The sequence below is a fragment of the Qipengyuania gaetbuli genome (genome assembly GCF_020524765.1).
In the GTDB taxonomy this organism is placed as follows: domain Bacteria; phylum Pseudomonadota; class Alphaproteobacteria; order Sphingomonadales; family Sphingomonadaceae; genus Qipengyuania; species Qipengyuania gaetbuli_A.
In genome coordinates, this window is the sequence record NZ_JAIVLR010000001.1 from 528837 (window position 1) to 552151 (window position 23315).

The 23315-nt window shown below is 64.4% G+C and carries 21 protein-coding genes; 6 read left to right on the plus strand and 15 right to left on the minus strand.

Features of this window, described 5'->3' with window-relative positions:
• Positions 1-94: 94 nt before the first annotated feature.
• The 11 genes from LC083_RS02745 to LC083_RS02795 all read right to left on the minus strand — a co-directional run bounded on the left by LC083_RS02745 (position 95) and on the right by LC083_RS02795 (position 9960).
• Complete coding sequence (locus tag LC083_RS02745) at positions 95-790, minus strand: aspartate/glutamate racemase family protein (protein WP_160607763.1); 696 nt, start codon at positions 788-790, stop codon at positions 95-97.
• A gap of 49 nt (positions 791-839) precedes the next feature.
• Complete coding sequence (locus LC083_RS02750; RefSeq protein ID WP_226699090.1) at positions 840-1841, minus strand: alpha/beta fold hydrolase; 1002 nt, start codon at positions 1839-1841, stop codon at positions 840-842.
• Complete coding sequence (locus tag LC083_RS02755) at positions 1838-2851, minus strand: SO2930 family diheme c-type cytochrome (RefSeq protein ID WP_226699091.1); 1014 nt, start codon at positions 2849-2851, stop codon at positions 1838-1840. Before LC083_RS02755 ends, LC083_RS02750 begins: the two co-directional genes overlap by 4 nt.
• The gene (locus tag LC083_RS02760; protein ID WP_226699092.1) at positions 2848-4038 is read right to left on the minus strand and encodes a parallel beta-helix domain-containing protein; all 1191 of its coding nucleotides are present in this window, start codon (positions 4036-4038) and stop codon (positions 2848-2850) included. The genes LC083_RS02755 and LC083_RS02760 overlap by 4 nt, the downstream gene beginning before the upstream one ends.
• A 58-nt stretch (positions 4039-4096) precedes the next feature.
• Positions 4097-5623 (minus strand): hypothetical protein, encoded by a 1527-nt coding sequence (locus LC083_RS02765; protein ID WP_226699093.1) that lies wholly within the window; start codon positions 5621-5623, stop codon positions 4097-4099.
• A 58-nt stretch (positions 5624-5681) separates the two neighbouring features.
• Positions 5682-6023 (minus strand): hypothetical protein, encoded by a 342-nt coding sequence (locus tag LC083_RS02770; protein WP_226699094.1) that lies wholly within the window; start codon positions 6021-6023, stop codon positions 5682-5684.
• Between the two features lie 4 nt (positions 6024-6027).
• Positions 6028-7572: an NAD(P)(+) transhydrogenase (Re/Si-specific) subunit beta gene (locus LC083_RS02775; RefSeq protein ID WP_226699095.1), complete on the minus strand. Its 1545-nt coding sequence runs from the start codon at positions 7570-7572 to the stop codon at positions 6028-6030.
• On the minus strand, positions 7572-7856 hold the full coding sequence (locus LC083_RS02780) for an NAD(P) transhydrogenase subunit alpha (protein WP_006833497.1): 285 nt from the start codon (positions 7854-7856) through the stop codon (positions 7572-7574). Before LC083_RS02780 ends, LC083_RS02775 begins: the two co-directional genes overlap by 1 nt.
• Before the next feature lie 93 nt (positions 7857-7949).
• On the minus strand, positions 7950-8654 hold the full coding sequence (locus LC083_RS02785) for a hypothetical protein (protein ID WP_226699096.1): 705 nt from the start codon (positions 8652-8654) through the stop codon (positions 7950-7952).
• Between the two features lie 65 nt (positions 8655-8719).
• The gene (locus LC083_RS02790; protein ID WP_226700003.1) at positions 8720-9841 is read right to left on the minus strand and encodes an NAD(P) transhydrogenase subunit alpha; all 1122 of its coding nucleotides are present in this window, start codon (positions 9839-9841) and stop codon (positions 8720-8722) included.
• A gap of 11 nt (positions 9842-9852) precedes the next feature.
• Positions 9853-9960 carry an aa3-type cytochrome c oxidase subunit IV gene (locus LC083_RS02795; protein ID WP_234033908.1) on the minus strand — a complete coding sequence of 36 codons (108 nt, stop codon included), beginning with the start codon at positions 9958-9960 and terminating at the stop codon, positions 9853-9855.
• A gap of 204 nt (positions 9961-10164) precedes the next feature.
• Here LC083_RS02795 and LC083_RS02800 point away from each other — a divergent pair, with 204 nt between their 5' ends.
• Both LC083_RS02800 and LC083_RS02805 read left to right on the plus strand, forming a co-directional pair.
• A complete protein-coding gene (locus tag LC083_RS02800) occupies positions 10165-11583 on the plus strand; it encodes a sigma-54-dependent transcriptional regulator (RefSeq protein ID WP_226699097.1) in 1419 nt (472 codons plus the stop codon).
• Positions 11584-11604: 21 nt separating this feature from the next.
• Complete coding sequence (locus LC083_RS02805) at positions 11605-12390, plus strand: SDR family oxidoreductase (protein ID WP_226699098.1); 786 nt, start codon at positions 11605-11607, stop codon at positions 12388-12390.
• On the opposite strand, the gene folP is transcribed toward LC083_RS02805, so the two are convergent.
• From folP to LC083_RS02820, 3 genes are all read right to left on the minus strand, one after another.
• Positions 12387-13502 carry a dihydropteroate synthase gene (gene folP, locus LC083_RS02810; RefSeq protein WP_226699099.1) on the minus strand — a complete coding sequence of 372 codons (1116 nt, stop codon included), beginning with the start codon at positions 13500-13502 and terminating at the stop codon, positions 12387-12389. The two genes, LC083_RS02805 and folP, sit on opposite strands and share 4 nt — an antisense overlap.
• A gap of 176 nt (positions 13503-13678) precedes the next feature.
• Positions 13679-14995: a surface lipoprotein assembly modifier gene (locus tag LC083_RS02815; protein WP_226699100.1), complete on the minus strand. Its 1317-nt coding sequence runs from the start codon at positions 14993-14995 to the stop codon at positions 13679-13681.
• A 9-nt stretch (positions 14996-15004) separates the two neighbouring features.
• On the minus strand, positions 15005-15847 hold the full coding sequence (locus tag LC083_RS02820; protein ID WP_226699101.1) for a transferrin-binding protein-like solute binding protein: 843 nt from the start codon (positions 15845-15847) through the stop codon (positions 15005-15007).
• 460 nt (positions 15848-16307) lie between these two features.
• Here LC083_RS02820 and LC083_RS02825 point away from each other — a divergent pair, with 460 nt between their 5' ends.
• Positions 16308-18356 carry a TonB-dependent receptor gene (locus tag LC083_RS02825; protein WP_226699102.1) on the plus strand — a complete coding sequence of 683 codons (2049 nt, stop codon included), beginning with the start codon at positions 16308-16310 and terminating at the stop codon, positions 18354-18356.
• Here LC083_RS02825 and LC083_RS02830 read toward each other — a convergent pair.
• The gene (locus LC083_RS02830; RefSeq protein ID WP_226699103.1) at positions 18353-19945 is read right to left on the minus strand and encodes a winged helix-turn-helix domain-containing protein; all 1593 of its coding nucleotides are present in this window, start codon (positions 19943-19945) and stop codon (positions 18353-18355) included. The genes LC083_RS02825 and LC083_RS02830 overlap by 4 nt on opposite strands.
• 251 nt (positions 19946-20196) lie before the next feature.
• On the opposite strand from LC083_RS02830, the gene LC083_RS02835 reads away from it, so the two are divergent.
• From LC083_RS02835 to LC083_RS02845, 3 genes are all read left to right on the plus strand, one after another.
• Positions 20197-21219 (plus strand): hypothetical protein, encoded by a 1023-nt coding sequence (locus LC083_RS02835; protein WP_226699104.1) that lies wholly within the window; start codon positions 20197-20199, stop codon positions 21217-21219.
• The gene (locus LC083_RS02840; protein ID WP_226699105.1) at positions 21216-21581 is read left to right on the plus strand and encodes a hypothetical protein; all 366 of its coding nucleotides are present in this window, start codon (positions 21216-21218) and stop codon (positions 21579-21581) included. The genes LC083_RS02835 and LC083_RS02840 overlap by 4 nt, the downstream gene beginning before the upstream one ends.
• A gap of 145 nt (positions 21582-21726) precedes the next feature.
• Positions 21727-23271 carry a flavin-containing monooxygenase gene (locus tag LC083_RS02845; RefSeq protein ID WP_226699106.1) on the plus strand — a complete coding sequence of 515 codons (1545 nt, stop codon included), beginning with the start codon at positions 21727-21729 and terminating at the stop codon, positions 23269-23271.
• The last annotated feature ends 44 nt before the right edge of the window (positions 23272-23315 follow it).

The following is a 23315-nucleotide window of genomic DNA, read 5'->3' on the forward strand; positions in this document are numbered from 1 at the left end:
GTCAGGCGATTCACCGCGACAACGTGAACGAAATGGGAACCCTGCCGCTTATCGGCGAAAACCACCGTCTCGGGCCGTCAGGGCTCCGATGTGGCTACCCTCCGGCGAGTATCCAGTCCGCAGCAGTGCGGCAGTGGATGTCGGTGGAATCGAACACCGGCAGCACGTTCGCATCGGTGTCGACCACCAGCTCCAGCTCGGTACAGGCCAGCACGATGGCCTTCGCGCCTTCCTTGTCCTTGTTGGTGATGACGGTCTTGAGCGCACGTTCGGCAGAACGCGTGACGCGGCCGAGCATCAACTCCTTGTAGATGATGCCGTCGACCAGTTCGACATCGCCCGGATCGGGCGGAAGCAGGTCGACGCCGTAGGACACCAGCCGCTGGCGGTAGAAGCCCTCGGTCATGATGAAGCGCGTGCCGAGCAGCGCCGCATTGTCGCAGCCTGCCGCACGCATGGCCTCGCCCACGCTGTCGGCGATGTGCAGGACAGGGATCGAGATGCCTTCCGCCACCCGGTCATAGACCTTGTGCATGGTGTTTGCGGCGATCACGAGGCCTTCGGCACCGGCACTTTCCAGCCGGCGCGCGCTATCGACCAGCAGCGCTGCGATCCGGTCCCAGTCGTCCGCCTGTTTCGCCTCGGCGATGAGCGAATAGTCGAGGCTTTCGATCAGCATCGGTGCGCTGGACATGGGGTGCCCCTTGCGCTGGATTTCGCGGTTGATGCGTTCGTAATAGGCGCGGGTAGAGATCCAGCTCATCCCCCCGATTAGACCCAGCTTGCGCAAGTGCGCTCCCTTCCTGATACCCTGTTGCGCCCCTGCGGGCAGACCCTCTTCAGGAATTGGGAACGGACTGCGCGCTCGGCGGTTCCGAAGCGCTTTCGCTTGCCGCAAGGGCGATGTCCGAAAGCCACACCATCAGGTCCGCCGCGCTGCGCTCCGCCGCCTCTTCCATCGGGATGTGCCCGATGCCGTCATAGGCTACCAAGGTGGAGTTCGGCAGGGCATCGTCATACCAGCCCGCCGCCGCGAAAGGGATGAGTGCATCTTCCTTGCCCCACATCACCAGTGTCGGCACTTCCACCTTGGCCACGTCTGCCTTGTCGAAAACCGTCCAGCCAAGGCCAAAGCGTTTCATCGTCGCATCGCGATTGCCCGGATAGCGCGCCAGTTCCCAGTAGCGGTCGACCGCCTCGGGGCTGACGATTTGCTGGTTCGAAACGCTTTGCGACAGGCTGCGCTCGACGATGGAACGCGGCATGAGCTGGAAGGCGAGGCTGTTGACGACGGGAATGCGCGCCAGCTTGAAGGCCAGATTGCCCCTACCCTCGCGCTGGATGTCCGCGCCGCCCGCATCGACCAGCACCAGTCCGTCGAGACGTTCGGGATGGGCCATGGCGTATCCCATGGCGATGCCGCCGCCCATCGAATTTCCGGCCAGCACGAAGCGTTCGAGACCCAGCGCATCGGCGACATTCCCGACGTCGGCGACGAAGGCGTCATGCGAATAATCGCCATCGGGCGCGGGTCCCGTCAAGCCGTGGCCGCGCTGGTCGAAGCGGATGACGCGGTAATCCTCGCGCAGCATCTCAGCCCAGGGCTGCCAAGTGTAGAGATCGGCGTTCGAGCCGTGCAGCAGCATGATCACAGGCGCATCGCGCGGCCCTTCGTCCCTCAAGTGGACCGTGCGTCCGTCGGCGAGTTCGACAGCCTGAGAAGGCGAGGCACCGTACTTGGCCCACATCTCCTCCGCATCAGTGTCCGGCACCCTGAAGGCGAGGAAAGCGAGACCGCCTGCCAGAAGTAGCAGGCCGATCGCGCGCACGATCCATTTCATTTCGGCATCTCCTCGATCCAGCGGCGCACCGCTTCGGTTCCTTCGCGATCGATACTCGACTTACCGAGCTCGGGCATGGCGACGCCGGGATCATTGCTCAGCATCCGGTGAAGCAGGATCGACTGATCGGGATCGCCTGGCACGACATCGAACAGCAAGCCACCAGCCCCGCGTCCGGCTGCGACCGGGCGCTTCATCACGCCGAGCGCGTGCGGATCGTCCTGTTCCCACCGCAAGTCGAGCCCGCTGTTCGAGGCAGTCGCGCCGGGGCGGTGGCAGTGAGCGCAGTTCACGTCGAGATATGCGCGGGCCACAGCCTCGGCACCGGAAGCGCCGCGCTTTTCCCAGACCACCAGCCGTTCTGCACCAGCCGGAACCTCGCCGAGATTGGCCGCGAGCCATTCGCCGGACAGATTTCGGGCCTTGGGACCTATCGGAATCACCGCATCGTCCAGCCCGTGGCATTCCTTGCACTGGTTCTTGTTCGGGACGCGGTAGCTGATCGCCTCGCCTGCCGGTGTGACGACCGACATGCGCGCTCCTGCAATCGCCAGCGCAGCATCGGTCTGCTCCGCGTTCCAGACATAGGGCAGAGCCACCCAGCCGCTTTCACGGTGGAGCAAGACGCGTGTTTCGATTAGCCGCCGCTCCCGCCCCTCGCCGAAGGCGAAGGTCTTGATCAGCGCAGTGCCGACCGGAAAATCGATCAGGCCATCGCCATTGGCTTCCATCCGCTTGCCTTCGGGCACGTAGACGAAGCGCAGCTTTTCCGCGCCGTCGGAATAGAGCGGGGTATTCAGGCGATAGGGCGTGACGCGTGCCGCCGGGGCCTGTCCTGCCCCGTCCGTGAAGAAGCCGAACTGCGACAACAGGCGCGGCATGCCTTGTACAACTGCATCGTCATTGACTGCGCCGACCGCCGCTACCGGCTGGAAGAAATCGGCGCGTGCCGCAACCGATCCGGCCAGCGCGAGGCTCGCTGCGGCAAGCAGGGCGGTGGCAGACTTCATCCTCCGAGCTGCGCCTCCAGCGCCGCAGGTGCACCGATGCCGCTGCGATCGAACGCGGACGCAGGCGCCGTGACGGCGAGAGGTCCGGGCTGCGCTGCGCCGAGGCCCTTTCCGGCCTCGGTCAGGTTGAGGCTCCACCCTGCGGTCCCTTCAACCGCTGCAAGCGATCCGAGCCCGTCCCACAGGACCGGCGGCAATTCACCGCCGAAGGCCGCGAGCAGCATCTCCGCCCCGTCGAGCTGCGGGTCGTAGCCGCCGCCGTCGTAGCTGTTCGGGCCCACCACCACCTCGCGCGGAAGCGGGTTGTAGCGCGCATCGTCATAGGGCTGGACATAGGCGATCACCATGACCGGCGCAGTCGGATTGCCGGAGAGGATGTTGTTTTCGATCAGCACCTTTTCGTTGGCCATGACCATGATGCCGGTGCCGCGCCGCACGCCGGCGACGATATTGCCGGGGGGCGCGAAATTGGGCGTGTCGTTGGCAACCACCAGGTTGTTCTCGATGATGACGTTGCCGCCGCCCATGACCGGCAGGCTGGGCAGGTCGAACACGAGGATCCCGCCCGTATTACGCGTGGCGACATTGTGCGCGACCAGCGCGTTGCGGCTGTTCTCGATCTCGATCCCGGCGACATTCGCCTCCGCGATCGAGTTGCGCACGGTGATCCGGTCGGACTGACCGACATAGATGCCCGCATCGCTCGCCCCGGTCACCTTGACGCCGTCGACAAGAATGCCCGTGCTTTCGACCGGATAGATGCCGTAGGCGCCATTTTCCGGATGCGGCCCGCGCGTCCAGGTCACGCGGATGCGGTGGTAGACGATATTGTCGGCGCCCTTGGACTTCACCCCGTCGCCCTTGGGGTTTTCCAGCGCGAAATCGCGCAGGGTGACATTGTCGCTGGTGACGAGCAGCCCTTCTCCCGCGCCCTGCTGGCCGGTGAAGTCGAGCACGGTCCCGTCCATTCCTGCGCCGCGCACGGTCACACCTTCGACATCGAGGCTGAGACCGTCGCTCATCGCGTAGCGGCCCGCTTCGAGCACGATCTCGTCGCCCGGCTGCGCCATGATGAGCGCCTCCTGCAGGCGCTCCTGCGCGCCGTCCCCGGGGGTCACGACATGGGTTTCGGCCAGCGCAGGCGCGGCAGTCGCGAGCAAGGCAGCGGCAATCGACAGTCTGAACATGAGTCTCTCCCTTGCAACCCATAGTGCCGCAAGGTCAGGCGATTGCAAGCGATGGGCTTCAGCGGGATGCGGCTTGTGCCCGGGCCAGCCCTTCCATCGACAGCCTGCGCCCGGGCGCGAAGGCCAGCGCCTCGCGATAGGCTTCTGCCGCTTCCTTGTGCCGGCCTGCTGCAGCAAGGCGCTCGGCAAGGATTTCCCAGCCCGGCTTGCCCACCGGTGGCGGGCCATAGACGACAGGCGTCGCGCTTTCCTGCTCGGCTGCGGCACGTAGCATGGCGAGCCCTTCATCCGTGCGGCCTTCGGAAAGGACCAATAGCGCCTCGCCCTGCGCGACCTGGCGCATCATCCACGGCCTGACCCACGTGTCGTAGGGCGATTCTTCCTTGAGCGCGGCATCGATTTCGACCGCCAGCGCTTTCATGCGGTCGAGCGCGGCGGCCACTTCCCGCCGGTCGCCCCCAGCCCGCATAAGGCGCGAATACGCCTGGTCGAAGCGCGTCAGGAGGAAGCCTTCATCCACGCCTTCGAGCGGAGGTGCCCACGTGCCGGTCGCAACGCCGTTCCACATGGCCATGCCGGAATAGCTGGAGGCCGGGCCGTAGCCGAGGCGGCCCTTGGGGCCTCCCGCGATCTGCGCCTCGGCCTGCGCGCGGCATTCGGCGATCAGCGGCCCCGCATCCTTGCCCTGCTGGAGCAGCGCATAGGCCAGCCATTCGTTGTAGTGGCCGCAGGAACTGGGATCGCGGCCCTGCGAGGCCCGCTGGCGGTCGACCACCGCATCTGCGTTCACATTGGCGCGCTCCACCGCCTGCCAGTCGGCCAGCGCATGGAAGATATGGCTCACCATGTGCTGCGCATGGCCCGCATCGGGCGCGACCACCGCGTAACGTTCGGCCATCCGCTTTCCGAGCGGGGCGTGGACCGGATCGTCATAGGAATGGATCAGGTAGTGGAGGATTCCGGGGTGCATCTCGTGCGTCATGAAGCCTTGCTCCAGCACGCCTGCCGCCTCCATGTAGACGGGCAATTGCCTGCCACCATGCGAGCTCGCCAGCACTGCAAGACCGGTGAAGGCGCGCGTGTCGATATCGTCGGGGTGCGCGGCGAGCATGGTCCGCATCTTTGCGAGGTATGCGAGGTCGCGTTCTTCCTTGGTGCCATCGCCGTAAAGGGTTTCGACCGCGTCGAGCCACTGGCGCTCGGTCGCATTCCGGGCCTTGGCAGCGCGCTCCGCCGGGGTGGCGCCCAGCTTTGCCAGTGCGGCAAGCGCAGCATCCCGGTCCTGATCGTCCCACAGCGAATGGTTGTAGGTCATCGCTTCGCCCCAATAGGCCATGACGAAGCCCGGATCAGCGGCCTGTGCGCGCTGGAATTCCTCCGCCGCGTAGCCGTATTCGAAATTGTGCAACAGGGCGAGGCCGCGCAGGAACAGCTGCTTCGCCGCTTCGTTCGCGCTGGTCTCCATGACCATGAATTCGGTCCCGACCTGCGCCAGCGTCGCATTCTCTTCAGCGCCGTGACCGGTATGCGCATTGGCCGTCGCCGCCATCAGCAGCGCGGCTGTCGTGAGTACCAGTTTCTTCATGAGTCCCTCCCCCTCGGCACAGATAATGCCGCGAGCGAGCGGGTTTGGGAAGCAGGGGCTATCCGGCCGAGAAGGAGCAGATCGCCGCCGAGGTGCCGACCACCTCGATCGCCTCGCGGTCGTCCACGCGGCGCAGGCGCTCGAGGAATTCCGCCATGGTCAGCGGAACCTCGCTTTCGCCTTCACGCGCCTGGAGGTTTTCGAGCTTGCGCAGCTGCATCAACGACAGGCGCTCTGCCATGCGCCCGCCCATGCAGGCAGCGACCGGCTGCGGGATGCCCTTGTCGACCAGCACGGCCTCGATCCGGCCGGCGGTCACGCGCTCGACGCCGCCGAACCAGCCCCACAGGCCGATGCCGACCAACGCCAGCACGGCGATTGCGATTACGGTCTTGCGCATTGGCCTAATCGAGAGCCTTCGCGATTTCCTCGACCATCTTCTTGGCGTCGGCCAGCAACATCATGGTCTGGTCCATGTAGAAGACGTCGTTATCGACGCCTGCATAGCCCACGCCGCCCATGCTGCGCTTGATGAAGAAGACCTGCTTGGCTTTGTCCACGTCGAACACGGGCATGCCGTATATCGGCGACGACTTGTCGGTCTTGGCCGCCGGGTTTACCACGTCGTTCGCACCGATGATGAAAGCCACATCGGCCTGCGCGAATTCGCTGTTGATGTCCTCCAGCTCGAAGACTTTGTCGTAGGACACGTTCGCTTCGGCCAGCAGCACGTTCATATGGCCCGGCATGCGTCCGGCGACGGGGTGGATGGCGAACTTCACCTCCACGCCCTTTTCCTCGAGGATATCGGTCATTTCCCGCAGCGCGTGCTGCGCCTGCGCCACCGCCATGCCGTAGCCCGGAATGACAATGACCTTTTCCGCCTGTTCGAGCATGAAGGCTGCGTCTTCCGCGCTGCCCTGTTTGTAGGGACGCTGCTCCTTCGCCTCGCCCCCGCCAGCAGTGGAATCGGCCCCAAAACCGCCCGCGATCACGGAGATGAAACTGCGGTTCATGGCGCGGCACATGATGTAGCTGAGGATCGCACCTGAAGACCCGACCAGCGCGCCGGTGATGATCATCGCCGTATTCCCGAGCGTGAACCCCATCGCCGCCGCCGCCCAGCCCGAATAACTGTTCAGCATCGAAACGACGACCGGCATGTCCGCCCCGCCGATGGGGATGATGAGCAGGAAGCCGATAAGGAAGGCGAGGACCGTCAGCGCAATGATCAGCGGCATGGTATCGGCAGGACCGGACATGGCGAAGAGCGCGGTCAGCACGATGATCGCCGCCAGCGAGCCGAGGTTGATGACGTGCCGCGCAGGCAGGAGGATGGGCGAACCGCTCATTCGGCCCGACAACTTGGCAAAGGCGATGACCGAGCCGGAGAAGGTAATTGCCCCGATGGCGATGCCGAGACCCATCTCGACCTTGGACACCGCGCCAATAGCCATCGCATTCGGCACTCCGCCGACGCTTATGGTGTCCGTCGGGACTAGCAGGCCGAAAGCACCCGGATTGAGATAGGCCGCCCAACCCACCAGCACAGCAGCGAGGCCGACGAGCGAATGGAAGGCCGCGACCAGTTCAGGCATCGCGGTCATGGCGATGCGGCGGGCGATGGTGATGCCGATGATTGCTCCGATGGCGATGGCGATGAGGATTTCGCCGAGGCCGAAAACGCTGATCACCTCGTAGTCACTCAGGCCTGAAGTCGGCACATGCGTCACCAGCGTCGTCACCACCGCGATCAGCATGCCGATCATGCCGAAGCGGTTGCCCGTCCGGCTCGTAGCGGGCGAGGACAGTCCGCGCAGCGCGAGGATGAAGAACACGCCCGACACGAGATAGGCGAGCGCCACCCACGGGTTCACCGCCTCACCGGTGGAGGCAGCAGCCGGGGTCGCAAGCAGCAGGAATGGCGCCGCAAGGAGAAGGCGGTGCATCACTTCTTCTCCTTCTTCTTGTACATGGCGAGCATGCGTGCCGTGACCGCGAACCCGCCGAAGATGTTCACGGATGCCAGCACGATACCGAGCAGCCCCAGCCACTTCGCCCCCGGCACATCCGCCGCCGCCGCCGCAATCAGCGCGCCTACGATAATCACCGAGGAAATCGCATTGGTTACCGCCATAAGCGGCGTGTGCAGCGCAGGCGTGACCGACCAGACCACGTAGTAGCCGACGAAACACGCCAGCACGAAGATTGAGAGGATCGAAATGAAGTCCAAGGTCAGGCGCTCCTCGATTGGAATGGCGCAGCGTGTCGGAGAGCCGAGTTCCGGTGGTGGCTCAATCTCCCAGATGGCGTCAGCGAACCCATTCTAATAGGGCCAGAAAAACACGCCTTGCGGCGAGAAGGTCAAGGCTATCGGTCGCTCGGGTAGCGTAACGGAAACCTGCCGCTCGCGCCGCTCTGCGGACGGATTGTCGACACGCACACCGAGGCCGGGAATACCGCAGTCGAACACCACCGGCCCTTTGCCTGGGCTCGATCCGCCGGGGATCGTGCAATGTTTCATGTAAGGCCCGCTGCCGACGAAAAACTCCATCCTGACCTTGTGGTCGATGGCAGCGGTTACCCACAGCCGACCCTTGATTTGCGGGGCCGCGGCTTCCTCGACGGCATCTGAAATCGCCAGTGGTTCGATCTGGATGGTCGACTGCGAAAAGACCGTGCGCTGATCCTTGCGGAACTTGCCGGTATAGGCGGTATCGAAAGAGCCATCCCCGTCGGTATCGGCAAGGCACACGCTGCCCTTTGACGACGCAGAGGCCCGGTCGCGCGATTTGGCGACAGTGCAGGCTCGCGTCCTCATTCCCCTCACCGCATGGAGCTCCTCGCCTCCGGACAGAAGCTTGGCTCCCGATGGCGCGGAGATGGAGTTCTTCGACCGGTAACTGGTCTTGGGAGAAGCCACGAAGTCCCAGCGAACCTGGTGCGGAAAGTCGTTTTTCTGGGTCGAATTTGCAATCGCTTCCTTGGAGATGACCCAGTCGATTACCATCGTTTCGGCCGCAGCCGGCATGGAGACGAACAGGCCGACGAAAGCTGCCGCACAAGCAAGTTGTCGCAGACCCCTCCCCCGGACCGTCACGCCTGCAACCTCTCGTTCACGACCTTCCCGCCCTGCGTCAGCCTCACGGCGCCGCCGATTTCATCGTCGAGCACGGGTTTGCCCTGCTCCTTGTCCCAGAAGGCGGAGAGGAAGTTGTAGAGGTTTCGCGCGAACAGAGCCGATGCATCCGCGGCGAGGTGGCCTGCGGTGTTCGAATAGCCGACGATCTTTACGCCGTGCTTCTCGACCGCCTGGTCGGGCTTCGATCCTTCCACGTTGCCGCCCTGCGACACCGCGAGGTCGAAGATCACGCTACCCGGCTTCATCGAGGCAATTTGCTCGTCGCTGACCAGCAGCGGAGCGGGACGGCCCGGGATGAGCGCGGTGGTGATGACGATGTCCTGCTTGGCGATGTGTTCGGACACGAGCTTGGCCTGCGCGGCCTTGTATTCGTCGCTCATCTCGGTGGCATAGCCGCCCGAGCCTTCTCCCTCGATACCGGCGACTTCCTCGACGAAGATCGGCTTGGCACCCAGCGACTGGATCTGTTCCTTGGTGGCACTGCGCACGTCTGTGGCGGACACCTGCGCGCCGAGCCGCTTGGCAGTCGCGATCGCCTGCAGGCCGGCAACGCCGACGCCCATGACGAAGACCTTGGCCGCCTGCACCGTGCCGGCGGCGGTCATCATCATCGGGAATGCGCGGCCATATTCGTTGGCGGAGGCGAGCACCGCCTTGTAGCCGGCAAGGTTCGACTGGCTGGAGAGCACGTCCATGCTCTGCGCGCGCGTGATGCGCGGCATGAATTCCATCGACAACGCTTCCAGCCCGGCCTTGGCATAGGCCTCGACCCGGTCGGTGTCGCGATAGGGATCGAAGGTCGCCGCGACCCACGCGCCGGGCTTCGCGCCGGACAGCAGCGCCACGTCGGGCGCCTGTACGCCGAGCACGATGTCCGCGCCCGCGACCACCTGGGCCGCGGGTACGACCTGCGCCCCTGCTTCGCGATAGGCCTCGTCGGTGATGGAGGCGCTTACCCCTGCGCCTTCCTCCACTGCGACTTCGGCCCCCAGTGCGATGAATTTCTTCGCCGTTTCCGGCGTGATGGCGACCCGGCTTTCGCCGTTCGCCCGCTCTGCCAGGACAGCGATGCGGATCAACGCGGCGCTCAGCCCGAAATCAAGATGACGACGATGGCCGTGATGATGACGATCACGGGGACCGCCCACTTCAGCATGCCGATGAAGGAGCCATAGGTCTTGCTATGGGCCTTCATGTCATTCCCGGATTCCATATTCAGTCCCTCGATTAGTTTTATGATTCAATCGTCCTCTAGAGTGCAAGAAAAGCAACGACAAGGGCTTGGACACCCCGTTCCACGCCGAAATTCACGCTTAATCGCCCATTTACTCCTCTTTGCTAAGACAGTGGGGAGCGATGTCGTATAGTACGGCGTGCCACGAGGGAGCGTTACGGGATTATGGCGACACAGGACGGCCGCCTCCTGCTGCTGATCGACGACGAACCGGCACAGAGCCGGCTCGTGACGGCGCTTGCTGCCCGCGAGGGATGGCGCACCATCGTGGTCGAAACCTGCGAGGAAGCGCATGAGGCGCTGACTTCGAAGGAAGGCGCGCAGATCGCCGCAGTCCTGCTCGACCAGTGGGTCCCGGGCGAGGATGCCTGCGATTTCATCCGCAACCTGAAGTCCGCCTGGCCCAACTTGCCGGTCATGATGCTGACCGCCAGCACCTCGCCTCTGCTCGCCGTGGAAGCTATGCGCGCGGGTGCGACCGATTACCTGATCAAGCCGATCGCGCCCGAACGCTTGCTCTCCGCCCTGCGCAGCGCCACCCGCCGCGAAGCGCCGAAGGATGAGCTGCAGCCGATGACGGAAAAGCTGTCGCAGGTCCTTGATTTCGACGCGATGGTCGGCACTGCCGCGCCTTTCCGCACTGCGCTGGCCAAGGCCGCAACCGCTGCGCGCGGCCACGGACATGTCCTCGTCGAGGGCGAGACGGGCACGGGCAAGGAAATGCTCCTGCGCGCGATGCACAATGGTTCGACGCGCGCAAAGGCTCCGATGCGGCTGGTCAATTGCGCCGGCCTGCCGGGCAATTCGCTCGAATCGCTGTTGTTCGGTCACGAGAAGGGCGCCTTCCCGGGCGCATTCGACAAGCAGGTCGGCCTGCTGCAGCATTGCGACGGCGGCACGCTCATGCTCGACGAGATCGACCGCATGGACCTCGCCATCCAGGAACGGCTGGCGGAGACGCTGGAAACCGGCATCGTGCGCCCCACCGGCGCCACCCACGGCTTCCGCATCGACGTGCGGGTCTTCGGGGCGAGCGACCTCGAACTGGACGAGCCGGTCGAGGCCGGCGAATTCTCCGCCGCGTTGCGTGACAAGCTTTCGGCCACCCGCATTTACCTTCCGCCGCTGCGCGAAAGGCTGGGCGATATCCCTGCCCTCACCCGCTATTTCCTTTCGCGCATCGCGGAACAGCCGGGCCTGAAGCACCATTCCATCGCCGACAGCGGCCTCTCGCTGCTCGAAGCCTATGACTGGCCGGGCAACGTTCGCCAGCTGCAGGCTGTCCTTTTCCGTGCCGCGGTCTTCTGCGACGGCGAAGCGCTGACTGCGGAAAGCTTCCCGCAGCTGTCCGAACTGCTCGGCGACAACCCCTTGCGCGGCGAGAGCCGGGCGCGCGGGGTCGGCGTGCTGCTCTACACCAACGACGGCAACCTGCGTCCGCTCGAGGAAATCGAGGCCGATATCATCCGCCTCGCCATCGGCCACTATCGCGGCCGGATGACCGAAGTCGCGCGCCGCCTCGGCATCGGCCGTTCGACGCTTTATCGCAAGCTGAGCGAACTCGGCATCGACAACGCGGCCTGACCTGCCCTACCCTTCGGGGTCATGGGAAAACTCAGCGGATTGAAATGCGTCGTTACCGGCGGCGCGCGAGGTATCGGCAGGGCTGTCTGCGCAGCTCTCGTGGCCGAGGGTGCGCATGTCGTGCTGACCGATATCGACGAGGAAGCCGGTAGGAAAGCTGCCGAAGAACTCGGCTGCGAGTGGCAGCATCTCGATGTTTCCGACGAAGCGGGCTGGCAGGCGCTGGCCGAACACTTCCCTGCCATCGACGTAATGGTCAACAACGCGGGCATCACCGGTTTCGAGGACGGCCCGCCCCGCCCCCACGATCCCGAGCACGCAACGCTAGAGGAATGGCGGCGCGTCAATGCCGTTAACATGGAAGGCACCTTCCTCGGCTGCCGCTATGCCATCGGAGCGATGAAGGCGAAGGGCACCGGCTCGATCATCAACATGTCCTCGCGCTCAGGCGTGGTCGGTATTCCCGGAGCCGCTGCCTATGCCGCATCCAAGGCGGGGATCCGCAATCATTCCAAGTCGGTCGCGCTCTATTGCGCGCAGCAGGGCTGGCAGATCCGCTGCAATTCGGTCCAGCCGGCCGCCGTCATGACCCCCATGTGGGAGGCACTGCTCGGCGACGGGCCCGGCCTGGAAGAGCGCAAGGCCGCCATGGTCAAGGACACGCCGCTGAAACGCTTCGGCACTGTCGAGGAGGTCGCCGCCCTATGCGTCTACCTCGCCTCGCCCGAAAGCGCCTACATGACCGGTGCGGAGCTCACGCTCGACGGCGGGTTGCTCGCCGGAAGCGCTGCATCGCCCGGAGACTAGCCCGGCAGGTCCGAGAAGTCGGTCAGCGCCGCATCGCGCAGGCCGCGCCAGACGTTGCGGGCCTGCACGGTTTCGGCGACGTCGTGCACCCGTACCATCTGCACCCCACAGCGCATGGCTTCCAGCGCCAGCGCGATACTGCCGCCCAACCGTTTATTGGCGGGTGCTTCCTTGCTGAGCGCGCCGATCATCCGCTTGCGGCTCGCCCCGAACAGCAGCGGGTGGCCGAGCGCGTGGAACAGCGGCAGCGCATTCACCAGCGCCAGGTTCTCGCCCAGCGACTTGCCGAAACCGATACCGACATCGAGCAGGATGTTGCGCGCCTCGATCCCCGCATCCAGCGCCGCATCGCGGCGGGTGCGCAAGGCATCGAACACGTCGAAGGCCACACGGTCGTAATCGCCGCCTTCATGGAGGTCCTCGCCAGCAGCGCCCGGCGCATGCATCAGCACGACCGGACAACCGGCACCCGCGACGACCTCGGCGCTGCGCGGATCGTGCGCGAGGCCGGAGACGTCGTTGACGAGGTGCGCTCCCGCTTCCAGCGCAGCTTCCATGACGGCCGCCTTCCGCGTGTCGACACTGACCGCCGCGCCCATGGCAACACAGTCCTCGATCGCAGGGACCACGCGCTCGATCTCGTCGCCTTCCCATAGCACCTTGGCACCCGGCCGCGTGCTTTCGCCGCCGACGTCGATGATGGCCGCTCCCGCTTCCACCATGGCAGCGGCATGTTCGCGCCCTGCTGCCCGGTCGTCGAGATAGCGCCCGCCGTCGCTGAAGCTGTCGGGCGTCACGTTGAGGATCCCCATGACCTGCGGCTGGTCGAGCGCGACGGAGCGCGGACCCAGTTGCAGCGGCGGATGCGCCAGCGTGAGGTTCGCCCATTGCGCTTCCGCATCGGCGCCCACCTCGTCCGGCAGGGCGCCGAGCACCTTTGCCATCGTATCGGGCGCGGCAAGCCAGCGTTCGACGATATCCCCGTCCCGCCGCAGGATGACTGCGAAACGGCTGGCATAGGCCATGGAACCGGCCAGCCGGATGGCATTGCCGTGTTCGCTCTGGGGACCGGGGACAAGGCCGATGGGCCGGATATAGACGTGTTGGGTCATGGTAGGGCCTGCCTAGCAGTCTCCCCACAGGATGGAACACTTGGAACACGGTCCTGGGGAAGAAAAGCGCAGGGACGCGGCCGGTATGTGTGTCCGGGAATTTGAAAGGCAGGCAAGCGGGTGGTCATCGCACCAGCCTACCCGCGCGGGTGACTGTAGGACAGCTGCCGGACGGCTCAGAATGCGCGAACCACGCCGAATTCACCCGACCACCGGTCGAAGCTGTAAACTTCGATCGGGCTCCAGTTCTTTTCGAAGGCAACCCTGACCAGCGGCGAGAAGCCCTGCCACTCGATCTTTCGATTGGTGATGCCGAGGGAAACGCGCGCAAAATCCTCGCGGCGCCGCTCGGGATAGATCGCCAATCTCTCGTCCGCCTCGAGATGCTGGTAGCTGGCCGAAGCGAACAGGGTGGTGCTGCCGAATTCGCGCCATCCGGTCGCCGACAATTGCAGGCTGGCGAGGGAATAGGCGGGGTCCTTGGCGAGCTGGCGCATACCGCCGATGGTAACGCTGACACCCGAACGCGTGCTCAGAGCCCGCTCGTAGCTGGCGAAAGCGGAAAACTCGTCTCCGTCCTGACTATCGTTCAGCCGGTTGTCGGTGCGTGCGTAGCCAAGCCCCGCACGGATTTGCGCGCGGGGCCCGGCAGCGCCTTGCCAGTCGAAATTCGCCGTGAGCGCATCGGCATAGGTTTCGCCGCCGAACCACCTGCGCCGCGCACCGAGCGAGAGGTTGGCCCGGCCGCGCCGGAACGGGAATTCCGGGCCGAGCGAAGCGAAACCCACCATGTCGTCGAACCGGCTCGCGCGGTAGAAGTTGCCCGAGAAACCGGCCCGGGCGAGCAATGAAGTCGCGGACGAAAGCGACAGGCGGTAATAGGCTTCCGTCTTCACCGACAGGCCGATGCCGGACGTCTCCTGTGCATCCTTGTCGAGGTCGAAATCGCCGATCACCGTGCCCAGCGTGTCGGAACGCGTGGCACGATTGACATTGCTGTCGGGGGCGATCGCCAGCTGCCAGGTGGCACCGACAGGCTTCCTGTCCCGTAAGGCGGCAGAAAACCGTTCGACGACGCGCGCAACATTGGGCGGCAATTCTCCCGCCTGCGCCTCGCGCAGGCTGCGTCGGGCCGCCTCGTGATCGCCCAGTTCGGCCTGCACCCGCGCCAATTCCACCCGGGCGCGCTGGGCGGTAGGCTCCTCGTCCAGGATTGCGCGCAGATATAGCCCGGCGCGCATCCAGTCCCTGTGCCGCATCGCCAGCATGGCCAGCCGGAACCGTGCCTCGTTGCGGATCGCCAGTTCGGGATCCCTGGTGAGAGCTTCCAGCATGGTGATCGCGAGATCTTCCTGCTGCGCCAACACCGCCCTCGTCGCCATGGCGAGCAATTCCCTGCTCGTTGCGGCGATCTCGATATCCTCACTGTTTCCCTGCACCGGCTGGTCCGGTGCAGGGGCAGCAGCGAGGGCGAGGACGAGCGCTTCGAGCACCGTCGCCGCTCAGTTCTTCCTGCCGATCCAGATGCCGCCAATCGTGCCGGAAAATTCGCGTCCTTCGATGGTAGTAACATAGGGCGCGCTGAACCGGGCCATCAGTTCGGCCGCTCCCGGTCCGTTGAAGTTGCCCTCGAACCAGGACGGCAGCGTGGTGCCGTCGCGGGCGAACTTGCCCGAGAATACAGTGCTTCCGCTGGCATAGACCGTCTCGACGAAGGTGTAGGTGCCGATCGGATAGCAGTCCCACGGGCACACCCACGGGTTCATCTCGCCCGCCAGCGTTCCCGCGCCGAAGTCGAACCGCAACTCCGCGGTACCTGTGACGTAGTCCACATAGAGGCTGTTGGGATCGTAATTGTAGTTGGCGGTACCTTTGATATCGGCGGAATAGGTTGCAGTGCCCGTCTTCGGGACATCCGAACCGGTGGTGGGAATGCCGTAGGCGAAATAGCCGTAGTTCCCGGTCCTGGCCTTTCCGTTCAAACCTCCGTCATCTTCCCAGTTGCCCCAGGAAGTATAGGTGAGTGTATCCTCGGTGCTGAGCGGGCCCTTCGGCCAGGCAAGGTACACGAACGCATCCTGCCGACCGCTTTCGCCATCAAGGAGCTGGTTGTACGTCCCGTAGATATTCTGCCAGGCCGACCCGTCGATGTAACTGCCGTGGTAGCCGGTGGTGTAGAGGGCACCCCTGTTGTAGCCGGGCAGAGTGATGAAATAGGCCCCGTCCGATGCGCGGTATTCCAGCGAGATATCGGCGCGTTCATGCGGCGATACCTGGATCACCCCGTCGGCGCCGGGCGCATAGTCGTTGACCACGCCCAGCACCGTTAAGGGCTCGCTCGACACCAGACCGATATCCCCCGACGGAGGCGGCGGCGGTCCGGGTGGCGGCGGAGGCGGCGGAGGTGGAGGCGGCGGAGGCGGCGGTGCTGCGATCGGTCCGGGCGCCGAATTGACGCCGTCTCCCCCGCAGGCCCCGAGCAGGCCGATGGCGCAAGCCAGAAATACGATGCGTACAGGTGCGTTTGACATGACCGATCCTTCCTTTCCCGGCTTGAAAGCCGGAATTGCTGGTCGTGAACGCCGCGTCTTGACGGTCCTGCGAAGACGAACCCTGCTCCGCATCACGAAACGAGTCTGCGTAATCATTCCAACAAGATGATGCGCCCGGTTGCGGTGGATTGGCCATGATCGCGACCTGATGATTTGCCGATGATTTCAAGTTTCGGCCCGTCAGCAATGGACGGACCGAAGAGGCGGCAGTAAATCTTGGACCAAGGCCGAAAGGCGTTGCTTCGAGTTGGGAATGGGCAGAGGATTATTCTTCACTGGCGGTTTGTTGCTGGCCATTCCCGGTACGCTTCAGGCGCAGGACGAGACGCGCCGCGACGCGGGTGATCGGGACGAAATCATCGTGACGGGCGAACGCGTTCCGCGTCCCGACCTGGAGACCGCCTCGAGCGTCGCTGTTTTCACCCCCGCCCAGATCGAAGCTACCGCTGCCGACCGGCTCGACCAGATCCTGGCGCTGGTCCCCAACATCCAGCCAGGTTCCGGAGAAGAAGGGCCGGCGATCCGCGGCCAGGACTCGACCGGGCAACTGCGTAACCTTTTCGCTTTCCTCGGCGGAGCGCGACCGCGGGTGACCCTGCAGGTCGATGGCAGGCCGGTGAGCTTCTACGAATTCATCTCCGGCACGCAGTCCGCCTGGGACCTCAAGCAGGTCGAGGTGTTTCGCAGCCCGCAGACCACGACACAGGGGCGCAACTCGATTGCCGGCGCGATCTTCGTCGACACCGCCGATCCGACGCGGGAGTGGGAAAGACGCGCGCGGGTCATGGCCGGCAATATCGGGATGCGGCAGGTTTCGGCCGCTGTGAGCGGACCGATCGCAGGAGAAGAACTGGCGTTCCGCATGTCGGGCGATTTGCATCTGGGCCGCGTAGCAAATGAGATGACCGACGGCATCGATGGCGCGGAGCTGGAACACGACGACTACGGCACCGCCCGGCTCAAGCTGCTCTACCAGCCCGCTTTCCTGCCGCGGACGAGGCTTGAGACGACCATCGCCTACTCGCAGTCCCAGTCACCGCAGTTCGAGGGGGCGAGCCCTGCGTTCAGCGAACGCCGCCTGCCCGTGCCGAACCAAATGATCGGCGTCATGAAAGTGCGCGCCACCTCGCTGACCACGCGCGCGGAATACGAGATCGAGCCGGGGCTGACCTCCTCCCTGACGCTCTCCTATGGCGATGCGCTGCTGCGGCGCTTCGGACTGCCCGGCCTCGGCCGCACGCGGGCGGAAGTGGACGACTTCACGATCGAGCCCACTCTGCTGTGGCAGCGGCCCGGCGAATTCACCCTGCTGCTCGGCGCCAACCGCTCGTCCATCGACCAGCAGCAGACGATCAACATTTCCGGCTTCGGCCTCGGCACCGGCACGTTCGACGACGATCAGGACAGCCTCGGCCTGTTCGGCGAAGCGAGCTGGTACCTCCTCCCCTCGCTGTCGCTCACCGGGGGCCTGCGCTACGAGACGGACCGGCAGGTCAGGGTCGGCGGCATCGGCGGCATCGTGCTCGACTACGACGAGACATTCTCTGCCTGGCTGCCCAAGCTGTCGGTCGCGTGGGAGCCGAGCGAGAACCTCACGCTCGGCCTCGTGGCACAGCGGGCATTCAATCCCGGCGGGACGACGATCAGCCTCGCAAGGCGAGCCGCAGACGATTTCGATGCCGAGAAGTTGTGGAACTACGAGGCGTTTTTCCGGGCAAGGTTCGCAGACGGAAAGGCGACCCTGGCGGCGAACCTGTTCTATGCCGATATCGAGAATGCGCAGCGACCGCAGCTGGTCCCGATCATCCTGCCGAACGGCGTGCCAACGCAAGCGACGGAATTCTCCAATGCCCCGAAAGCGCATAGCTACGGTCTGGAGGCGGAACTGGGCTGGAAGCTGCTGGCCAACCTTTCGGTCAGGACAGGAATCGGGCTCCTGGAGACCGAGGTGGACCGGACCGAGCAGCCCGTTGATCCGACGCTCGGCAAGTCATTCCAGCGCTCGCCCGGCCTCAGCCTGTCGGGTGCGATCGACTGGCGCCCGGTCGAGCCGCTGCAGCTGTCCGCGCAAGTCCGGCACCAGAGCGGCTATTTCAGCGACGATGCAAACACCGAAGCGCTGCGGATCGGTGCGAGCACAATAGTCGACACGCGCGCCTCCTATGATTTCGGGCGGGTGCAACTGGTCGCCTATGCGCGCAACCTGCTGGACCAGTTCACCGTCACCAATCTCTTCAATCCGAATTTCGCCAGCACGGGAAGGCCGCGAGAGATCGGGATCGGGGTGGAAGCAAGCTTCTAGCCGGAAGGGCCGGCAAGGAAGTCCGGCGCGATACCCCGCTTGTCCCAATAGGCGGCAAGACCGATGTCTTCCATCAACGGCATGAAGCGCGGATCCTGCTGCATTGCCCGCATGGACGGCACGAACAGCATGTTGGTCTTGCGGCGGCGCTGGTCGGGCACCACAGGCTGGCCCGGGCGCCATTGCATGGCGGCGATGATGGGCCCGCGTTCGAGGTAATAGGCATCGGCCAGCGCGAATGCATCGTCGATGGCCCCCATGATGTTCAGCAGCATCATCGCGTTGATCACCGCAGACACATTCTGGCCCACACTCATCATCACGCGCTGGGTCGCGGCGGCAATCGCTGCAGCTTGCCGGCTCTGGGCCGCCTCGAGCGCAAGGCGCATGGTATCGAACATGGGCGGTGGAAACGCCGGGCGTGTTGCTTGGTCGGAGACATGAGCCAGCGCGCGGTCGATCCGCCCGGTGTTGGCGAGCACCCAAAGCCTTGCGAACCAGAAACCCGGGTCGCGCGGCCACATGTCGAGGCCGCGCATGGCCGCGCGGTCCGCCTTGGCGATATCCCCCATGAACCAGTGCGCGTAGACCTCCTTGTAGCCCACTGCGGCATCGAAGGGCGCGCGCTTGACCAGATCGAACCGATCTTCGGCGGACTCCTTCATCCGGCCGACCGCGCCCAGGAAGAACAGCCGGGAATCCTGGGTGAAGATGTGATCGGGATGCTTGGCCAGGATTTGGTCGAACCGCTGCTCGGTTGCCAGCCAATCCCCGTAATAGGGGATGGAAATCGCCAGCGCGGCCATGGCATCGGCATTGCCGCTTTCGAGTTGCAGGGCGCGATTGGCCGACCTTTCGACTTCTTCAACGCTGATCGTGGCAGTGTCCAGCGCGTGCTCGTCGACCCGAGCCAAGGCCAGCGAGAGCAGTCCCCAGGCAGGGCCGCTTTCGGGGTACTTTGCCACCGCCTGCCGCAATAGCCCGATCGCGCGGCTCATCGCATCGGGCGAGCCTGCCCGCATCACGATCCGGGCTTCGTCGATCAGCTCCTGCGCCGGGTCGACCGGCCCGCCCCGGGTCCAGAACACGAGCGCCGCGCCAAGGCCGACAGCCGCGCCTCCGGCCACCAGCCAGCGCCTGGATATCCCGCCACTGCCGGCCAGCGGTATCGGATCATCCACGGCGACGGCATCGTCCTCGAGCATCTGCGGACCGTGCTCCGACACCAGCCGGTAGCCTGTCCTCGGAATGGTCTCGATGGTGAAACTGTCGTCGGCCAGGTGACTGGCGATGCGCCGCACGCCGGCGACGGCGCGGTTGAGGCTGTCGTCGCCAACGAATACTCCGCCCCAACAGCGTTCGAACAGCTCGTCGCGGGTCAGCACTTCATTGGCTGCCTGAGCAAGTGCGATCAGCACCTGCATCACCCGCGGCTCGACCTTTTCGCGCCGGTCACCTGCAGCAACAATGCGAATTGAGGGATAGACAGTGACACTGCCGATCCTGAAGTCGGCCTGTTCTGCCAGGCTGGCAGCTGTCAGCAGTGTTTGACGCGACACATCCATCGGCAATTCCGAACTGTCGTACAACTATACAGCGTATCGCCAAATATTCGGGAACGCCACAAAGATAAGGAGAGGGAGCCCGAACGGCAGTTTGCACCTCGACCGACCAGGGCGATCCCGCCGGCCTCCGATGAATGTTTACATGGGCTTGCCAATCCATCGGTGGACGATTGGACTCAGTGAGCACAGGAATGCTATGGTTCGGCATCATCAGCGCAGAATTCCTGCGGATATTGGCGGGTCGCACTTCCCGATAGAGAGTGCGAGGCCAGGACATGAAATACTACATATTTGGCGCGGCCGTATTGGCCGCCTGCGGAGCCGCTGCGCTGGTTGCTGCGCCCCCTGAAGGCAAAGGCGGCGGCAAGGGCGGCGGCGGAGGCGAAGATCCTCCGGCAGAGCCGTTCGTTCCGGCCATCGCCTATTTCGATTCCACCTCTACTGCCAAGCAATTGCGGCTGGCCAACCGTGCGGGGGATCAGGCGTGCATGGTCGTAGAAACGCCGGATGGCGGTCCGAAACTGCGCGGTTTCACCTATCATGCTGCCAGCAAGCAGCTCGCCTATTCGATCAGCGAGACAGGCATTTACGTGACCAGCTGGGGCAGCGATCCATGCAAGGTAGACGCCCCGACGCAAGTCAGGGCTTTGTCCGGCGGCGACCATCCCGAAGTCATGGATTTCTCGCCGGATGGCCGGTACGTCGTCTGGACCGAGCCAATCCACGAATACACCGGGTTCGGCTCTGCCTACCTGATCTACATCTACGACACGCAGGAAGCGACGGTCTTCGAAGTATCCCTGCTCCAGTGGGGCGGCGTACGTGAAGAATGGGGCGTCGACAGGGAATGGTCTGTCGCCGGCATCCGCTTCAGTCCGGATTTCGCGACGTCCAACGAACTGATCTTTGTCGGTGGTCCGCTAGACGGCTCCCAAGGGGCCTATACCAGCCTCTTCCGGTACGACATTTCGGGCAATTCCCCTCCGCTCAAAATTTATGACGGGGCAGGCATGTCCTTCGACCAATTCATCTCGGTCACGAACCCGGAAGGCGCAGGAAGTCACCGCGTGGCTTTCACCGACAATGAGACGAAGATACTGGTTCAGGTGACCCTGGCTGGCGATGAGGTGATACGCTTCGATGCACGTGAACCCGCCTATAGCTGCGACAATACCGAGATAATCTACCAAGCTTTCTTGCGAAAGAACCGCAACAGCTGGTTCATCGCCGATGTCGACGGCACCAATGCCGAGCGGTGGTCGAGCGCAGGACGCTGGTTCGACTGGTTCTGCCCGTGAGGCGCGCCAGCGGGATTGCCGCGCTCGCCATCGCCCTCGCCGGAGGCAGTGCGGCAGAGGCGCAGGATAGTCCCTCCCCGTCTCCACGCGTAGTCCTGTCGGCAGGCGACAGCGGAAAGGTAAAGGTCGGGCCGGAGTTTTCCGGGGCCGGCGAAACCCGCTTTCCGGACCGGTCCGCAGTTGGCGAACAGGGCCTCGTTGTTGCGTGGCGCAATAGCCCGGTTCCGGCGCGAAGCCTCGTCATCGACAGGCCGCCCGCGCCGCTGCTTGCGGACCTTATCGGCAGGCCCGACCGCCAGGCGGCGCTGGACCGGTCTGCACGGCCGGGCGACTGGGTTACTCCGCCTGCCGCCAAGCGCTGACCTTTCCCTCTTCAAGCTGGGCGATACCAGTGGCATCATGCGGTCACCGGGCAGCGACGGCGAAGGCATGCGTTGATTCACGTCAATGAAGCTTTCCGGAGGGGTCCTAGAAAAGCATCGGTGGGAATATTCGCGGGAGAGCAGGATGAACGCTGTTACAGCCATGACCAAACCGACGCATGTCGACGTGCTGATCGTCGGGGCGGGGATTTCCGGGATCGGGTCGGCCTACCACCTGCAGGACCAGTGCCCGGGTAAAAGCTATGCGATCCTCGAGATGAAGGACACGTTCGGCGGCACCTGGGACACGCATAAATATCCCGGCGTGCGCTCGGATAGCGACCTCTACACCTTCGGATACCGCTTCAAGCCGTGGATCGGCGCGCCGATCGCCAGTGCGGAAGAAATCCTCAAGTACATGGGCGAGGTCATCGAGGAGAACGGCATCGGCGAACACATCCGCTACGGCCACCGGATCGACCGGTGCAGTTTTTCGCGCGAAACCGACCTGTGGACCGTCGAGGCGACCCGCCTCTCGGACGGCGAAAGCCTCGTATTCACCTGCAACTTCCTCTGGATGTGCCAGGGCTATTACGACCACAAGACGCCCTACATTCCGCCGGAATGGCAAGATAAGGGACTGGCCGACTTCAAGGGCGATTTCGTCCATGCCCAGCAGTGGGACCCGGATTACGACTACACGGGCAAGCGCGTGCTTGTGATCGGATCGGGCGCAACAGCCGCGACGGTCGTCCCTGCGTTTGCCGAGAAGGCGGAGCATGTCACCATGCTCCAGCGGTCCCCGACCTACTTCTTCTGCAGCGAGAACAAGAACGAACTGGCCGACCGCCTGCGCGAGATCGGCGTCGACGAACCGACCGTCCACCGCGTGGTGCGCCAGCAGATCATGTTCGACCAGGACATGCTGACGAAGCGCTGTCTCGAGGAACCGGATGCGGTCTTCGAGGAGCTTAAGGAACTGGTCCGCGCCTTCACGGGCAAGCCCGATTTCGAGTTCGAACCGCATTTCACGCCGAAATACCGTGTGTGGCAGCAGCGCCTCGCCTTCTGTCCCGAAGGCGATGTCTTCCGATGCGCGGTCGAAGGCAAGCTGACCGTCGTGACCGATACGATCGACCGCTTCACCGAGAAAGGCGTCATGACGTCCTCCGGCGAGGAGATCGAAGCCGACCTGATCGTCGCGGCAACCGGATTCCAGCTGTCGGTGATGGGGGACATTCCGTTCTTCGTCGACGGGAAGCCGGTCGATTGGCACGACACGGTGACCTATCGCGGCATGATGTTCACCGGCGTGCCGAACATGGTCTGGGTCTTCGGCTATTTCCGCGCCAGCTGGACCTTGCGGGTCGATATGCTCGGCGATTTCGTCTGCTCGCTGCTCAACCACATGGACGTGAAAGGCGCGCGCCGCGTCGAGGTCCGGTTCCGGCCCGAGGACGAGGGCATGGAGCTCCTGCCGTGGATCGAGGCGGACAATTTCAATCCCGGCTACCTGATGCGCGGGCTCGACCAGATGCCCCGGCGCGGGGACAAGCCCGAGTGGCGGCACAACCAGGATTATTGGCGCGAGCGCGAGGAGATTCCCGCGATCAGCCTCGATGGTCCCGAGTTCGCCTACTCCAGTGGTGCAGGGGTGGCGGGCGCTGTCGAGGCCGAAGCCATCGGCTAGGCGTCAGCGCGCGGTTGCGTAGCTGCAGGACGGCAGTATCAAGT

What these genes read in the sequence shown, in the direction of transcription:
- LC083_RS02750 (WP_226699090.1), bottom strand. Translation starts at nt 1,841, where the DNA reads ATGAAATGGATCGTGCGCGCGATCGGCCTGCTACTTCTGGCAGGCGGT.
- LC083_RS02755 (WP_226699091.1), bottom strand. Translation starts at nt 2,851, where the DNA reads ATGAAGTCTGCCACCGCCCTGCTTGCCGCAGCGAGCCTCGCGCTGGCC.
- LC083_RS02760 (WP_226699092.1), bottom strand. Translation starts at nt 4,038, where the DNA reads ATGTTCAGACTGTCGATTGCCGCTGCCTTGCTCGCGACTGCCGCGCCT.
- LC083_RS02765 (WP_226699093.1), bottom strand. Translation starts at nt 5,623, where the DNA reads ATGAAGAAACTGGTACTCACGACAGCCGCGCTGCTGATGGCGGCGACG.
- LC083_RS02770 (WP_226699094.1), bottom strand. Translation starts at nt 6,023, where the DNA reads ATGCGCAAGACCGTAATCGCAATCGCCGTGCTGGCGTTGGTCGGCATC.
- LC083_RS02775 (WP_226699095.1), bottom strand. Translation starts at nt 7,572, where the DNA reads ATGCACCGCCTTCTCCTTGCGGCGCCATTCCTGCTGCTTGCGACCCCG.
- LC083_RS02785 (WP_226699096.1), bottom strand. Translation starts at nt 8,654, where the DNA reads ATGCCGGCTGCGGCCGAAACGATGGTAATCGACTGGGTCATCTCCAAG.
- LC083_RS02795 (WP_234033908.1), bottom strand. Translation starts at nt 9,960, where the DNA reads ATGAAGGCCCATAGCAAGACCTATGGCTCCTTCATCGGCATGCTGAAG.
- LC083_RS02800 (WP_226699097.1), top strand. Translation starts at nt 10,165, where the DNA reads ATGGCGACACAGGACGGCCGCCTCCTGCTGCTGATCGACGACGAACCG.
- LC083_RS02805 (WP_226699098.1), top strand. Translation starts at nt 11,605, where the DNA reads ATGGGAAAACTCAGCGGATTGAAATGCGTCGTTACCGGCGGCGCGCGA.
- folP (WP_226699099.1), bottom strand. Translation starts at nt 13,502, where the DNA reads ATGACCCAACACGTCTATATCCGGCCCATCGGCCTTGTCCCCGGTCCC.
- LC083_RS02825 (WP_226699102.1), top strand. Translation starts at nt 16,308, where the DNA reads ATGGGCAGAGGATTATTCTTCACTGGCGGTTTGTTGCTGGCCATTCCC.
- LC083_RS02835 (WP_226699104.1), top strand. Translation starts at nt 20,197, where the DNA reads ATGAAATACTACATATTTGGCGCGGCCGTATTGGCCGCCTGCGGAGCC.
- LC083_RS02845 (WP_226699106.1), top strand. Translation starts at nt 21,727, where the DNA reads ATGAACGCTGTTACAGCCATGACCAAACCGACGCATGTCGACGTGCTG.